At 54.3% G+C, this 14,636-nt stretch carries 17 protein-coding genes; 10 read left to right on the top strand and 7 right to left on the bottom strand.

Going from position 1 to position 14,636, the window contains the following annotated elements; all coding sequences use genetic code 11:
- Positions 1-82 precede the first annotated feature (82 nt).
- The 5 genes from K1V27_RS13040 (at position 83) to K1V27_RS13020 (ending at position 3,858) form a co-directional block, all read left to right on the top strand.
- The gene (locus tag K1V27_RS13040) at positions 83-1,054 is read left to right on the top strand and encodes a transposase (RefSeq protein ID WP_258930464.1); all 972 of its coding nucleotides are present in this window, start codon (positions 83-85) and stop codon (positions 1,052-1,054) included.
- Positions 1,055-1,356: 302 nt separating this feature from the next.
- Entirely contained in the window at positions 1,357-1,596 is a 240-nt protein-coding gene (locus K1V27_RS13035; protein ID WP_258930462.1) for a DUF2281 domain-containing protein, read from the top strand.
- Positions 1,593-1,997: a type II toxin-antitoxin system VapC family toxin gene (locus K1V27_RS13030; protein ID WP_258930460.1), complete on the top strand. Its 405-nt coding sequence runs from the start codon at positions 1,593-1,595 to the stop codon at positions 1,995-1,997. Before K1V27_RS13035 ends, K1V27_RS13030 begins: the two co-directional genes overlap by 4 nt.
- 118 nt (positions 1,998-2,115) lie before the next feature.
- Positions 2,116-2,592, top strand: a complete 477-nt coding sequence (locus K1V27_RS13025; protein WP_258930458.1) for a hypothetical protein — start codon at positions 2,116-2,118, stop codon at positions 2,590-2,592.
- 294 nt (positions 2,593-2,886) lie between these two features.
- Complete coding sequence (locus K1V27_RS13020) at positions 2,887-3,858, top strand: transposase (protein WP_258930456.1); 972 nt, start codon at positions 2,887-2,889, stop codon at positions 3,856-3,858.
- Positions 3,859-3,915: 57 nt separating this feature from the next.
- Here K1V27_RS13020 and K1V27_RS13015 read toward each other — a convergent pair whose 3' ends face one another.
- Both K1V27_RS13015 and K1V27_RS13010 read right to left on the bottom strand, forming a co-directional pair.
- Positions 3,916-4,332, bottom strand: a complete 417-nt coding sequence (locus K1V27_RS13015; RefSeq protein WP_258930454.1) for a putative toxin-antitoxin system toxin component, PIN family — start codon at positions 4,330-4,332, stop codon at positions 3,916-3,918.
- The gene (locus K1V27_RS13010; protein WP_258930452.1) at positions 4,329-4,616 is read right to left on the bottom strand and encodes a type II toxin-antitoxin system Phd/YefM family antitoxin; all 288 of its coding nucleotides are present in this window, start codon (positions 4,614-4,616) and stop codon (positions 4,329-4,331) included. Before K1V27_RS13010 ends, K1V27_RS13015 begins: the two co-directional genes overlap by 4 nt.
- A 156-nt stretch (positions 4,617-4,772) precedes the next feature.
- Here K1V27_RS13010 and K1V27_RS13005 point away from each other — a divergent pair, with 156 nt between their 5' ends.
- The 4 genes from K1V27_RS13005 (at position 4,773) to K1V27_RS22805 (ending at position 6,661) form a co-directional block, all read left to right on the top strand.
- Positions 4,773-5,552, top strand: coding sequence for a hypothetical protein (locus tag K1V27_RS13005; protein WP_258930450.1), 780 nt, complete (start codon positions 4,773-4,775; stop codon positions 5,550-5,552).
- Positions 5,553-5,649: 97 nt separating this feature from the next.
- Positions 5,650-5,880: a DUF433 domain-containing protein gene (locus tag K1V27_RS22810; RefSeq protein ID WP_353740574.1), complete on the top strand. Its 231-nt coding sequence runs from the start codon at positions 5,650-5,652 to the stop codon at positions 5,878-5,880.
- Positions 5,877-6,212, top strand: a complete 336-nt coding sequence (locus tag K1V27_RS13000) for a DUF5615 family PIN-like protein (protein ID WP_258930447.1) — start codon at positions 5,877-5,879, stop codon at positions 6,210-6,212. The genes K1V27_RS22810 and K1V27_RS13000 overlap by 4 nt, the downstream gene beginning before the upstream one ends.
- Positions 6,209-6,661, top strand: coding sequence for a DUF4258 domain-containing protein (locus K1V27_RS22805; RefSeq protein WP_353740573.1), 453 nt, complete (start codon positions 6,209-6,211; stop codon positions 6,659-6,661). Before K1V27_RS13000 ends, K1V27_RS22805 begins: the two co-directional genes overlap by 4 nt.
- Here the strand turns inward: K1V27_RS22805 and K1V27_RS12995 are convergent.
- Positions 6,569-8,905, bottom strand: a complete 2,337-nt coding sequence (locus K1V27_RS12995; RefSeq protein WP_258930445.1) for an S-layer homology domain-containing protein — start codon at positions 8,903-8,905, stop codon at positions 6,569-6,571. The two genes, K1V27_RS22805 and K1V27_RS12995, sit on opposite strands and share 93 nt — an antisense overlap.
- A gap of 531 nt (positions 8,906-9,436) precedes the next feature.
- Here K1V27_RS12995 and K1V27_RS12990 point away from each other — a divergent pair.
- Complete coding sequence (locus tag K1V27_RS12990) at positions 9,437-9,670, top strand: type II toxin-antitoxin system HicB family antitoxin (RefSeq protein ID WP_258930443.1); 234 nt, start codon at positions 9,437-9,439, stop codon at positions 9,668-9,670.
- Between the two features lie 490 nt (positions 9,671-10,160).
- On the opposite strand, the gene K1V27_RS12985 is transcribed toward K1V27_RS12990, so the two are convergent.
- The 4 genes from K1V27_RS12985 to K1V27_RS12970 form a co-directional block, all read right to left on the bottom strand.
- Positions 10,161-11,414, bottom strand: a complete 1,254-nt coding sequence (locus K1V27_RS12985; RefSeq protein ID WP_258930441.1) for a hypothetical protein — start codon at positions 11,412-11,414, stop codon at positions 10,161-10,163.
- A gap of 64 nt (positions 11,415-11,478) precedes the next feature.
- Positions 11,479-12,297 (bottom strand): molybdate ABC transporter substrate-binding protein, encoded by an 819-nt coding sequence (locus K1V27_RS12980; RefSeq protein ID WP_258930440.1) that lies wholly within the window; start codon positions 12,295-12,297, stop codon positions 11,479-11,481.
- A gap of 155 nt (positions 12,298-12,452) precedes the next feature.
- Positions 12,453-13,565 (bottom strand): aminotransferase class I/II-fold pyridoxal phosphate-dependent enzyme, encoded by a 1,113-nt coding sequence (locus tag K1V27_RS12975; protein ID WP_258930439.1) that lies wholly within the window; start codon positions 13,563-13,565, stop codon positions 12,453-12,455.
- Between the two features lie 261 nt (positions 13,566-13,826).
- Positions 13,827-14,531: a M15 family metallopeptidase gene (locus K1V27_RS12970; RefSeq protein ID WP_258930438.1), complete on the bottom strand. Its 705-nt coding sequence runs from the start codon at positions 14,529-14,531 to the stop codon at positions 13,827-13,829.
- Positions 14,532-14,636 lie beyond the last annotated feature (105 nt).

Genomic DNA, 14,636 nt, shown 5'->3' with positions numbered 1-14,636 from the left:
ATTCGTTGACTTGTTATGCTACTGCCATGAACACATGGCGGAAGGAATCATAGATAGAATTCACTGCGCATAGGGAACTTGTATGCCACGACAAGCGAGACTGGACGTACCCGGGACATTGCATCACGTGATCATCCGGGGAATAGAAAGGCGCCGGATCGTCGATGATCAGGAGGACCGCGACCGGTTCGCGGCCCGGCTCGGAGATCTTGCCATAGAGACCGGCACGGCAATTTACGCCTGGTCGCTTTTGACTAACCACGCCCATATATTGTTGCGCAGCGGCAGCGGCGGATTGCCCAAATTCATGCGACGGTTTCTGACCAGCTATTCGGTTACCTACAATCTGCGGCACCAGCGGCACGGCCATCTTTTTCAGAATCGCTACAAGTCAATAGTCTGCGACGAGGATACTTATTTCCAGGAATTGGTCCGCTACATCCATTTGAATCCATTACGTGCCAAGCTCGTTGACGACCTTGCGGCCCTGGAAAGATATTGCTGGTGCGGGCATGGGGTCGTGACCGGCAAAATCAAAAACGACTGGCAGGACCGGGAGTTCGTGCTGCACAGTTTCGGTGGAACCGTCGGGACGGCCATCAGGAATTACCGCCAATTTGTGGAAGACGGTGTTGCGATGGGGCGCCGGCCCGATTTGGTGGGAGGCGGCCTGATCCGTTCCCTTGGTGGCTGGTCCGAGGTGGTATCGATGCGCCGGCATGGCGACCGGCAGATGAGCGATGGACGAATACTGGGGGATGGCGATTTCGTGCAACGCATTCTTGAAGAGTCCGGAGAAAGGCAGAAACATCATTTTTCCGCCCACGACCGTCGGCGCAAAATTCGGGAGCTGATCGTCAAGACATGTGAGGAAGAAAACATCAATCCGCGAGAACTGCAATCCGGTAGCCGACGGCGACCGGTTTCCAGGGTAAGGACCCGCCTCACCCGACAACTGGTTTACGACCATGGTGTCCCTCCGGCCTCGGCGGCGAGGGCGTTGGGTGTATCCACCTCGGCGGTCAGCAAAATTACCAGGAGCACCGAACGATAAGTTGACAAATTCAAGAACGTCCCGGTATGCCCAAGTGCTTTCGGAGGCACGTTCACGCACTCGGCGACACCGACTGCAGACGATGCAGCTTAAAGAGCATGGTCGTTTGCAGGCTTGAAGTAAACAATGACTTTTTGACAACCGCTTTGACTGGAAAGGGCAAGAAGACGACCGCCAAACCCCCGTTTGCCGGTGTTCGATGGCGTTATCTGAAACGGGAGGAATAATTTGGGGGCTCTTGAAGTTACGTTGGCGGAATTCTTCGACGCTCTAAGATAGGTTAAAAGGAATGGAGTGGAGAAATGAACCAGGAAGAACTATGGCGCGAGATCAAATCCCTGCCACCTCAGGCGCAGCGTGAGCTGGCGGACTTCGTCGCTTTTCTGCGATTTCGCTATAAACCACCATGCCCGACTGACAAGTTGAAGAAGACGGCGTTGGCCGATGAGCCCTTTGTCGGAATGTGGCGTGATCGAGAAGATATGGAGGATAGCAGCAAGTGGGTCAGGGCCACCCGTAATCGCGAATGGGCAACCTCATGAAACAGCCGATAATGATTGACACAGATGTTCTGATCGATGCGGGTCGCGGTGCTCACGAGGCTACGACAAGTCTGCAGCTACTTGAAAAGAATGCATGCCTTGTCGTAAGCGTGATCACCCAAATGGAGCTTATGGTCGGTTGTCGTAACAAGAAGGAATCCAAGGCATTGGAACGCTTCTTAGCGAGGTTTCAAATCCTGCCATTGAGTGAGTCGATCTCCAAGAAGGCAGTCACTCTGCTAAAGAATTATCGCTTGAGTCATGGGATCTTGATTCCGGACGCTCTGATTGCCGCTACGGCCCTACATCACGATTTCTGCCTAGTTTCCAAAAACCAGCGTGACTACCGGTTCATTGAAGGACTAAACCTGCTCAGCTATCCAAACCCAGCCATGGGCTAACCAACGAATCAACCCGACGAGCAACCACGGGGAGAGTTCAGTAGTGCTCTTAGCAAGTCCTTGGCAGTGGTTCCTCGGGGGTTATCCGCCCGTTAGTACCACTTAAACAGGAAGGACAATGAGTACGGTTAAACACACTGCATCGTTCGAAATCGATCAACCTGCAAAGGAACTGTTTCCCTTGTTCAGCGCCGAGGGAGAAAAACTGTGGGCGCCGGGGTGGGAATACGAGAACATAATGGGAGGTACGGATCTACATGAAGACTATGTTTTCGTGACACGGAGCCATGATCATGCCTCGTCTGAAGCAATATGGATGGTTAAGAGGTATGAACCGGAACACTGCTTGGTGCAGTTCTACAAGGTAGAGCCCGGCGAAAAGATTGGTGTGATTGAGGTTCGTTGCATCGAGCTGAACGAGTCCCAGACCAAAGTGCAGGTTACCTACGAGTACATCGGGTTGTCGGAGACGGGTAATGGCTTTGTTTCCAGCTTTTCAGCGTCGGATTACAGCGCATTCATGGCCGAGTGGGAGGTCTTGCTGGTGAAGTATTTTGAGAGAAGGCACCAACAACGCCATCAACGCGGACAGTGAAAAGCGGAGCTCCTTCTTTGCCCCACTTTTCACTGCCGGTTATGGCAACGATATGCGTGCACAGCCTTACAGATCGAGCCGCAGGCTTCTTACGGCTGTATCACTCATGGGGGTAATGAGGTCAAGTGTCCCAAACTAATCTAGCCCGCGCAAGCCGTGATGGCGATCAGTTCCACTATTTATGGGTGGGCGAGAGAACGGGACGTTCTTGAATTCGTTGACTTGTTATGCTACTGCCATGAACACATGGCAGAAGGAATCATAGATAGAATTCACTGCGCATAGGGAACTTGCATGCCACGACAAGCGAGACTGGACGTACCCGGGACATTGCATCACGTGATCATCCGGGGAATAGAAAGGCGCCGGATCGTCGATGATCAGGAGGACCGCGACCGGTTCGCGGCCCGGCTCGGAGATCTTGCCATAGAGACCGGCACGGCAATTTACGCCTGGTCGCTTTTGACTAACCACGCCCATATATTGTTGCGCAGCGGCAGCGGCGGATTGCCCAAATTCATGCGACGGTTTCTGACCAGCTATTCGGTTACCTACAATCTGCGGCACCAGCGGCACGGCCATCTTTTTCAGAATCGCTACAAGTCAATAGTCTGCGACGAGGATACTTATTTCCAGGAATTGGTCCGCTACATCCATTTGAATCCATTACGTGCCAAGCTCGTTGACGACCTTGCGGCCCTGGAAAGATATTGCTGGTGCGGGCATGGGGTCGTGACCGGCAAAATCAAAAACGACTGGCAGGACCGGGAGTTCGTGCTGCACAGTTTCGGTGGAACCGTCGGGACGGCCATCAGGAATTACCGCCAATTTGTGGAAGACGGTGTTGCGATGGGGCGCCGGCCCGATTTGGTGGGAGGCGGCCTGATCCGTTCCCTTGGTGGCTGGTCTGAGGTGGTATCGATGCGCCGGCATGGCGACCGGCAGATGAGCGATGGACGAATACTGGGGGATGGCGATTTCGTGCAACGCATTCTTGAAGAGTCCGGAGAAAGGCAGAAACATCATTTTTCCGCCCACGACCGTCGGCGCAAAATTCAGGAGCTGATCGTCAAGACATGTGAGGAAGAAAATATCAATCCGCGAGAACTGCAATCCGGTAGCCGACGGCGACCGGTTTCCAGGGTAAGGACCCGCCTCGCCCGACAACTGGTTTACGACCATGGTGTCCCTCCGGCCTCGGCGGCAAGGGCGTTGGGTGTATCCACCTCGGCGGTCAGCAAAATTACCAGGAGCACCGAACGATAAGTTGACAAATTCAAGAACGTCCCGGTATGCCGGTACAGAGACTGTTCAAATCAAATATTATGGGACGTAGGACCTCACCGCACGTTTCAGGAAGGCGGATGGTGACACCACCTTAACCCCTTGACGCAACTCAGGAGGGAAATGGGCAGCATTACCAGTAACCAGATAGTCAGCGTTGGCTGAGATAGCGATCTCCAAGAATGGTTCGTCATCAGGGTCGGGCAATGATGCAGAAAGTGGGACAGACGAGACGACCCAACCGCTATGCTTAATGTAATCGAGGATAGAAGCAACCCTGTCGGGATCGAACTGAAACTTGGGACGATTCAATACTTCATCGTATTCCGACAAAACCCGTGCGTCGACGCACAGAGTAAGGTTTCCGGAAGTGACCATACGCACGATGTCGCCGCAAGGGCCAAATGGTGACAAAAGGCCTGCCACGAGGACATTTGTATCAAGGACGATCTTCATCGTGCACGCTTTTTCCGTACCTCTTTTATTTCAGCGTCTATTTCCTCCATGACAATGCTGTCGGTACCTTTCTCAACAGATTGCCGTTGCAGGCTCATGACAGCCCCGGCAGCACGGGCCTGTCGGATAGCGGAAAGGGATTCTTCCAAATTCGACTCGCTCACCGCTGACAAAATGGCAATGGGCCGACCGTTACTGGTCACAACGATCTCTCGCTCCGCAGGGAGCTCCTTCCAGACATCGGCCGATTTTCCGCGCAAGTCACGTACACTGATGAATTTCATAGTTTACCTCCAATCGTGCCCTGATTGTGTACGCGATTGTCACGCAAGTCAAGTTCATTCTGCACCCTAACAACACTTTGAGCGGCGCGGCCAACGGATTGCGGGGAATACCTCCCACATGGTTCCGCGTCCACTCGAAATACTCGTCAGAAAAAAATGCTCGAGATGATCGCTCAACCGGTCCATTTCCAGAGCAATTTGTCAAACGTTGAGACCCCCGTTGCTTTTGTGCGGCACCAGCGGCACGGCCATCTTTTTCAGAATCGCTACAAGTCAATAGTCTGCGACGAGGATACTTATTTCCAGGAATTGGTCCGCTACATCCATTTGAATCCATTACGTGCCAAGCTCGTTGACGACCTTGCGGCCCTGGAAAGATATTGCTGGTGCGGGCATGGGGTCGTGACCGGCAAAATCAAAAACGACTGGCAGGACCGGGAGTTCGTGCTGCACAGTTTCGGTGGAACCGTCGGGACGGCCATCAGGAATTACCGCCAATTTGTGGAAGACGGTGTTGCGATGGGGCGCCGGCCCGATTTGGTGGGAGGCGGCCTGATCCGTTCCCTTGGTGGCTGGTCCGAGGTGGTATCGATGCGCCGGCATGGCGACCGGCAGATGAGCGATGGACGAATACTGGGGGATGGCGATTTCGTGCAACGCATTCTTGAAGAGTCCGGAGAAAGGCAGAAACATCATTTTTCCGCCCACGACCGTCGGCGCAAAATTCGGGAGCTGATCGTCAAGACATGTGAAGAAGAAAACATCAATCCGCGAGAACTGCAATCCGGTAGCCGACGGCGACCGGTTTCCAGGGTAAGGACCCGCCTCGCCCGACAACTGGTTTACGACCATGGTGTCCCTCCGGCCTCGGCGGCAAGGGCGTTGGGTGTATCCACCTCGGTGGTCAGCAAAATTACCAGGAGCACCGAACGATAAGTTGACAAATTCAAGAACGTCCCGGTATGCCCTTATCGTATAGAGTGGGTAGGTACACTTTGAGGCATCGAACGCCGCAGAATATGTGATAAGTGCAATGAGATACACTCGAATAACGGTCAACACTAATCAGATGGGCGGAGTGCCATGTTTGCGGGGTCTACGAATCCCGGTGGCCACAGTGGTTGACATGGTCGCAGATGGGATGAGCTTTGATGAAATATTGAAGGCATATCCAGACCTGCAGCAGGAAGACATTAGGGAAGCACTTCGATATGCTGCAGAAGCCGTAAGAGAACGTGAACTTCCTTTGGTGAAGGTCGCATGAGATTTCTCATTGACAACGCTCTGTCGCCATTAGTCGCTGATGCTCTTCGGAGTTCAGGCTTTGACGCTGTACATGTCAGAGAAATGGATCTTCAGGCCGAAGAGGACTCGGTGATCTTCGCCAGAGCTATGGCAGAAGACCGGATCCTTGTCTCGGCGGACACCGATTTCGGTACGTTGCTTGCTTTGTGGCGTCATTCGAGACCGTCTGTGATTTTGTTTCGACGCGGCACCGAACGGAGACCAGGTCAACAAGCGGAGCTTATTCTGGCCAATCTCTCTCAATTACGCGAAGCACTTGAGAAGGGAAGCATCGTTGTCTCAAGCGCATGAGGGAAAAGATCCGCACCCGTCAGTATGTGATGACGGTGCATGCGGAAGAAGAGATGGATGAAGATGGTCTCTCGATTTTCGATGTCGAACGATGTATCCTCACAGGTGAGATCATTGCCCGGCAGAAGGATCGACGTGAGCCGCCCGGGTCGTCGAGAGTGGGTGCAACCATGACTCTTTGGAGGCGGCCCGGGCGGCTCATTCTGTGCCCTTCACTTCATCTATCAATCAAATGCCAAATTAACCCGCCCCCATTGCAGATCGTGCAGCACAATCAGAAAATTACGTGTAGCCTGTTGTTCGACACAACAGCAAGGGAACTTGCAGCTTGTGGCGAAAGTCAAGAAGTTTCCTTATCACGGGAAAGGTGGAAAGGGGGAATCTTCAAACCTATGGCTAACAATAAAGTCCTGCCCATTCGATGCTGTGAGGAAAAAAGATGCAACTAAGCCTTTATCCATTTGTGAGGTCTTAAGCGTCACAGTGAGTCCCACAGACTCTCTGCCGCCCAGTTCTCCATCACTTAAAAGTGAACTATCTGTTGTTGATGACAATAGGATTCCGCCATTCGTGAATTCGAATCTGTTCAACTGGAAAGTCCTCTCCGAAGTGTTTGTGATCGTCAGAGAAAACTGAGACCCTGGTTGGAAAACATCGTTGATCTTAACCACCGATGAACTGGCTGATTTGGTGAAACAGCTCGCGAAATCGGACGTTACTTTTACATTCACAGTTCCGCTGATCTCTGTTCCCTGCACTGTGGCTTGCAGGACAACAGTGCCCTGCGCGGTGGAGGTCACTTGAATGCCGGCCACGCCGTCAAGAGTGAGTGCGGTTGTGGAGCTAAGGCTTGCTATCCCGGACAATATCTCAAACTGAACGACGGTTCCGTCAGGAATCAGTCCGCCTTCGGAGTAGGGGTGTAGAGTCGCGGTAATGGAAGAGGCATCTACGCCGTCGTCAAAAATCACCTCCGGTGAAGCCAGCAGCGACAGGGATACGGGAGCATTGGGATCTTGGCTTTTGATAACGTTAATCTCCACAGTTCCGCTGATCTCTGTTCCCTGCACTGTGGCTTGCAGGACAACAGTGCCCTGCGCGGTGGAGGTCACTTGAATGCCGGCCACGCCGTCAAGAGTGAGTGCGGTTGTGGAGCTAAGGCTTGCTATCCCGGACAATATCTCAAACTGAACGACGGTTCCGTCAGGAATCAGTCCGCCTTCGGAGTAGGGGTGTAGAGTCGCGGTAATGGAAGAGGCATCTACGCCGTCGTCAAAAATCACCTCCGGTGAAGCCAGCAGCGACAGGGATACGGGAGCATTGGGATCTTGGCTTTTGATAACGTTAATCTCCACAGTTCCGCTGATCTCTGTTCCCTGCACTGTGGCTTGCAGGACAACAGTGCCCTGCGCGGTGGAGGTCACTTGAATGCCGGCCACGCCGTCAAGAGTGAGTGCGGTTGTGGAGCTAAGGCTTGCTATCCCGGACAATATCTCAAACTGAACGACGGTTCCGTCAGGAATCAGTCCGCCTTCGGAGTAGGGGTGTAGAGTCGCGGTAATGGAAGAGGCATCTACGCCGTCGTCAAAAATCACCTCCGGTGAAGCCAGCAGCGACAGGGATACGGGAGCATTGGGATCTTGGCTTTTGATAACGTTAATCTCCACAGTTCCGCTGATCTCTGTTCCCTGCACTGTGGCTTGCAGGACAACAGTGCCCTGCGCGGTGGAGGTCACTTGAATGCCGGCCACGCCGTCAAGAGTGAGTGCGGTCGTGGAGCTAAGGCTTGCTATCCCGGACAATATCTCAAACTGAACGACGGTTCCGTCAGGAATCAGTCCGCCTTCGGAGTAGGGGTGTAGAGTCGCGGTAATGGAAGAGGCGTCTGCGCCGTCGTCTAAAATCACCTCCGGTGAAGCCAGCAGCGACAGGGATACGGGAGCATTGGGATCACTAATGTCAAAAGCCCTGACTAAGAAAACTGCCATTTCAGCTCGGGTAACAGCGTTTTCTGGGCAGTACTTTGCCGGCAGGGAACTGCAGCCGGTCGTAATTCCCTCAATATATAGCTGCTCTATCCAATCAATCGCCCAATGGTCATAGGGTACATCCGCAAAAAGCCCTTTGGCCACCGGAGGCACATAAGAAGATCCATTTATCGCCCTTAGGAGAAACACAGCCATTTCAGCTCGGGTGATTGGATACTCCGGGCAGTATCTAAACGGATTCACTGAACATCCATTGGTAATTCCATCCAGGTATAATTGCTCTATCCAGCCCGCGGCCCAATGGCTCTGAGGGACATCACTAAAAAAACCTGTTGCCGAAGGTGGCATATAGCCATTCCCTTTGTCAGCTCTCTCCAGAAATATGGCCATTTCGGCCCGAGTGACCAAATTCTCAGGACAGTATTGCCCGTTGCCGCATCCCTTTGTAATGCCCTCCCGGTACAGCCTTTCAATGTACTCATGGGCCCAGTAGGATGAAGGAACATCGTTGAAACCGTCATATGAAGCTGACTCTTCATAATTAGGCGTGATCACCGCTTGCTGAGGAACGAGCCCGCTGGGGTAATCTGTTGCTGTTCCTTTATCCTCATCTATATGTTGCTGAGCATATAAGGCTCCTGTTAAGAATCCAAAAAATAAGAAAAAAGCTAATTGCAACACACAAAATTTCTTTAGTTGGCTCATCTTTCCTCCATACTCTTTAAGACAATTAAACAAACAAACTACTTACAATATCCTGCAAAATGGCCACGCAAAAAAGCCGGGCGTGTCTTCGCCCGGGGTCTTCGCCAACCGGCCAAAATCAAACTGTTGTTGAGTTAAAAGGCAACCAAAGACCTGTGCCGCCAAAGACTGGCAAGGCAGTGAAACCTTCAAGATTTGCAGGAGAAACCAAAATAGCAGGTCCCAGCGTGAATTTAAAGGGGTAAAAGAATCTAGAAAATGCAAGGCGGGCGGCGCAGAAAGGTTCTCCTTAGACCGAACTTCCTGGAGAATTCATCGCCAAGCCTGCATAACCTGCTGTGTTTACAATAGAGGCATGAAATAAGTAGTGTCAGTGTACGCGTGTGTATTGCCGGAATTGGCTCGCATGAATGGTTCAACGGTGCTAAACCTTGGTACGTGATCCGTATGCCGGATAGTGTGGGAGGGGGAGGGTGGCCGCGAGGCACCTCCCTGGCCCGATGGGGTCAACAAAGACCATAGGAGATTACAATGAAGGGCGAATTGACCGCAATTATAGAGCCCGCACCCGAGGGCGGTTTTTGGGCTATCTGTCCGGAGGTGCACGGTGCCAACGGGCAGGGTGAAAGCATAGAGGAAGCCAAAGCTAGTCTACGGCAGGCGATAGAGTTGAATGTGCTCTCATTGCAGGAAAGTCCGGGACGACGCAGGAGTGTGGTCGCGGCTCGAAAGCTACCTGTCTGTCCATACGGACACGCTCTTTAGTCACGGTCTGTGTCCGGACTGCCTCCGGGAGTACTACCCGGAAGAGGCGGATGCGATCATCGAACAACTGAGTGCACCCGACAAGGATTAGTCGATTCGTTTCACTCGCGACCAATCCTTGCGGGTGATTCAGATCGCTACTAAAGGCACTTGCGCAGAATTGCCACCAGCTGCCTCCCCACAGCAGTAAGGAGCTCCCCGGCATGACCATGTGTCGGGGAGTGCTACGCACACCCCGGCCTACGGAGGATCTCATATGCATGTTCCTGAACAGTTTCCAAATTCTGGAAAGGAGGATTTGATCCCTAACAATTATAGCATTACGCGTGGCGCCCCACGCCAGCCTTTCATCAGGCTGCGGTGGCGGCAATGAACGCTTCTTTCCCCAGCAGGTATGAGTGTTAATTCGGTATACCATGAGTAGGGAAGAGTAGCGATGGTGAAAATGAGGTAAGGGTCGCTGGAAAATCGGGTTGCATGAAGCTCGTCTTCAGTCCTCTTTCGCAATCCAGAGGAGTGAGCCGAGATACCTGTCACCGTCCAGAACCGGCATAAGGTGAAAACGGGCTTGCCCCCCTTCGACGAGCGGACCGAAATACTCGGTCTCCCTGCGCTGCTTGATGGCCTGGACGATCGCTACGGAAGCGGGGTCGGTTTGAGTTGTAAGATCGATCTCAAACAGGCTGTTCTGGCTGGGATAGCCGAAGCGGTTGACGGCCCGGGCGTCTACCCAGGAAAGGCTGTAAATGTCGGTGTGGATGATCGCTGCCTGACGCAACAATTTCAGAGCGATTTCCCGGTCGCCTTGTGCCAGGGCCTGGATCAGTGCCGGCTGTTCGGCCAGAACATTCAGGGCCTGGCGGGAAAAGGGCGGAGCACCGGCGCGGAACGCAGTGTCGGCCGACTGCGCCGGATGGATGATCACCAGGCGCCATGCCGTGCCATGCAGCGAGAGGCTGACCCACCGGGCATTCTTGCGGATGACCCGGCTGGTTGCGGCCTTAAAATAGGAATAAAACCCGTCTCCTTCCGATTGCGCTGCAATCCGCCGCCCCAGCTGCAGGAGTTCCGGAAAAGGCCGATACTTCGGGTCCGTGAAGAGGATTCTCTCCACCTCCCTGGGGTCGGCGTCATAGATGATTGTCCCGTCGGGTTGCATGGCCCAGATCTCCACCGGCATACCCGCAACCAAATCGCGCACGCACCTGCCGATCAAAACCCAGGGTCGGAAGATAACGCTCACCGATCCGCGATATGTTCCGTCCGAACCGATAACGGGATGTTCCAAATCGATCGCCGCCACTCCCTCCACCGTTTGAAACACGCGGCTCATCACCGGTTTGCAGGTGCGCATGAGGGTCTTGATCTGCTCCTGATCGCTGATGTCGCTCCCCTCGAAGGAACGATAGGGTTCCGGCTCCACCTGCAGCATGATGCCCCGAGGGCTGACCGTGCAGGCATCGATGACGCTTTCAGCATGGCGCAGCTGGAGTTGCCGGATGACGGCCCGTGCCGCATCCTGTTTCAGGTCGAGGGTCGCAAGGCGGCTGGCCGCTTCGGCCAAATCCCGGTCGAGGAGTTCGAGTTGATGGGCGATGGCCTCGGCCGCTCTCGTCAAAAGGAACGGCGCCCCCGTTGTGAAATGCGGCCGCACGGCGCCCTCCGTTTCAGAGCAAACAGCGCGTCGGGATTGAAAACAAAACCCAACCGCCACCGCCATGGCAAACACAACAAAGCGCCCCATGTTGCCTCCAGGACTCGATACCGCATTGATAACGGAATACGGGCAAAACAGCCAAATTTTGGTTCTATTCGGAATGGGGAATTGCTGAGGCTTCAAAGCCGTATTGCTGCAGGATCTTCTGACCCGCAGGCGACAAAATGTACATGGCCAGCCGCCATGCTTCAAGCGGAGCGCCATCCCTCACCAACAGACCGTAATCGGCTCCCACGGAAAGCTCATCAGGTATTTTGACGATGTTCAGGTATGGGACTTCCTTGCGAGCCGGCACAGCGTTGGTGCAATAGGTCAGGAAAATATCCGCCTTATCCTCGCTCATGACCCATCCGTACTGGTTCCGTCCTTCGGGAGCTTTGGCACTGTTTGGCCCGCCCGTAAGCTGAAGCGCCTTTTGGGAAAGTGTGGCAAAGCTCCCGGGTTTTATCGCGTCCGCTTTCTTGAACAGTTCCCAGGCGTAGTCGCCGCTTGGATCGGCTTTTGGCGTCGAAGTGCCCACTCGGACGTTCTTATCCGTAAGGGCATCGAGAAGATTCCCGGCTGTCTCCTCTACATCGGCCTGAGCCAGCGCACACAGCTGATTGCGGGCGAACAGCACAACCGGACCTCCCCATCCGCTGGAGGCGAGTTTTTCCGGATGATCCATATTCGCAGAGGCGAAAACATCGGGATTTTCTCCTCCTTCAATGGCCTTTCGCAGGCTGCCGCTCGGTCCGAATTGTGTGGTTACTTGGGTCTTATAGGTATTCTCGAATGATGTCACAACATCCCCGAGGGCTGCCTTCAAGCTGCCCGCCGCATAGAGTTTCAGGGAGTCGGCCGATACCGGCAAGGGCATCGAGAAAACCAAAAAAGTGATCAAGACCAAAAAATTTCGATGGATCTTCATGGTTGCCTCCAGTGTTGAAATCCGCTGATAGCCTCTGTTTCCGTTTGAGATCCTGATTGGTGAAGAAAGTAAGAGCACACTATCGTGTGCTGCAGGCTATGTCAATATAGACATAAGCCATGAAGACACGGCGCGCCGGGGATGGCCGTGGCGCATCAGCGGGACGTTCGCAGATGCTCCTTAAGCCGCTCGAGTGCTTCGGGCACATTGTTGCGGCCGAAACCAACGCGAAACGCGTTCAGCCCTTTTCCATAGAGGGTTCCCGGCAGTAGCAGGACCCCTGACGTTTTGACCAGATCCGCGCAGAAGCGCTCCACCGTTCCCTGCAACAGGGCGGGAAACGCGACGGACCCTGCCCTGGGCCGACGCCAGTCGAACAGGTCCTGGTGGCAGGCGAAAAACGCGTCGAGATGATCCAGGTTCCTGTGGATGATGCGCAGATTGCGCTCCACGATGACCCCTGCTTTGCGCAATGCGAGTGTCGCCAGGAACTCGCTCGGTGCGCTGTTGCAGATGGTTGTGTAATCCTTGAATGCAGCAAGCTCACTGAAAAGATGGCGGTTACGGGTCGCGAGCCAGCCGATTCGCAGGCCGGCCAGACCGTAGGTCTTGGACATCACACCCAGTGATACGGCGCGATGGCTCAGGTCGGATAAGGCCGGCAGGCGATCAGACGGGTCGAGCTCGAGACCCCGGTACACTTCGTCGGAGAAAATAATGAAACCATGCCGCTCGGAAAGCGACACCAGTTGGCGGACAAGCTCATGCTCGGGAAGGAATCCCGTGGGGTTGTGCGGGAAATTCACCACCACCAGCTTCGTGCGAGGAGTGAGAGCAGCTTGCAGGAGATCGATGTCCAGCTCCCAGCCACGCTGCGCATCCCCGCGCCATTCTGCAACATGCGCGCCGATACTTCGCGCCACTTCGCCGAGGGACTGGTAGTAAGGCGCATGCACGATGACATGGTCGCCCGGGTTGAGAGCAACGTTCATGAAGTTGAAGATCGCCTCTTCCGCCCCCGTGTGGACCAGTACCTGGTCGGCGCTGATGCGCTCATACAACGCGGCAATGGCCCGGCGAAGCTCGGGATGGCCGGCCGACTCGGTGTAGCCGAGCCAGAGGGCGCCGAATCGATCCGCTGCGCCGGGTTCAAGTGCCAGCAGGTCTTTCAGCGGCATGCTTTCACAATCCGAGGAACACAGCAAAAAGGGAGCTGTGAACTCGTGCTTGGCGAAGTAGCGTTCAAGTCGGAACGGTTTAAGTCTCATTCGGCTACTCCCTCGGGGGCCGGATAACGCCGTCCTTCAGCGGGCGAGTCGTAGGGTGGTTAGAGTCACGCCCAAGCGTGACGAAACCTATCAACAAGGTCCTGCAAACAATGAAACATCCAATGCTTAACCGGTATAGCATCCGCCGAAAGCTCCACCCACATGTTTGAGGCCGGCGCACGTTGTGCAACCCGAATCCCAGGCAGCTTTCACTGCCCTTGCAACGGGGGTAATCCAAGTGACGGCGGCCATTGAAATGGATCAATAACGCTGCACTGGAAAATCAAAATATGTGTCGGGAAAGGGTTCATTTTTGAGGGTGAAATGCCACCACTCTTCGGCAATCGGTTCAAATCCATGCTTTACCATGAGAACCTGCAAAAGCATGCGATGTGCTCGACTTTCGGGGGATACCGCCAGGCTCGTGGGCCACGAGCGGGGACCAAACAGGTCGAAGCCCGTTCCCATGTCCAGACCGGGGGCGCTCGGCGCTGCATCCATGGCGGTTATCGTCACATCCACCGTGCTCCCCCGACTGTGGCTCGATTTGGCTGCGATGTATTGTTTCTTGAAGAGGTCCTGCTTGTCCACATCCGGATAAAACTCCGCCTTCCTCCTGGTGTCCTGCAGATCTTCGGCCCAGCGAACAAAATGATCGACCGCGCGCTGCGGCCGGTAGGCATCGAAGATCTTCAGAGCGAGACCAAACCGGCGCAGCTCCTCCTGTACCTTCTTCAGGGCCTGGGCTGCCTGTGCGGTGAGAATGCAGCGGGGCTCAAGGTAGCCATCGATGCGCCGGCCGACAAAATTGTGATCCGAGTAGTAGCGCAGCTCGATTTTTATATCCGGGATCACCTGGTCGACGTAGACGAATCCCTCCGGCAGGGTGGGATTTTCGGTTCCTGCAAAGGCAACCTGTACCAGCAGAGAACACAAAACAACGACCAAAACATGCAACCGCTTCATTGACGTCCTCCTTCGAATGCCCCACATCGGGCGCACCTGCAGTCAAAATCAATGGGCCTCTTTTGCACTTCCACCGATCGCTTACCGCAGATGCCTGAGAGATTC

This window comes from Desulfoferrobacter suflitae (genome assembly GCF_022603395.1).
GTDB lineage: Bacteria > Desulfobacterota > Syntrophobacteria > Syntrophobacterales > Syntrophobacteraceae > Desulfoferrobacter > Desulfoferrobacter suflitae.
The sequence above is the reverse complement of the archived record's forward strand: the minus strand, read 5'-3'. Positions and strand labels throughout refer to the sequence as shown.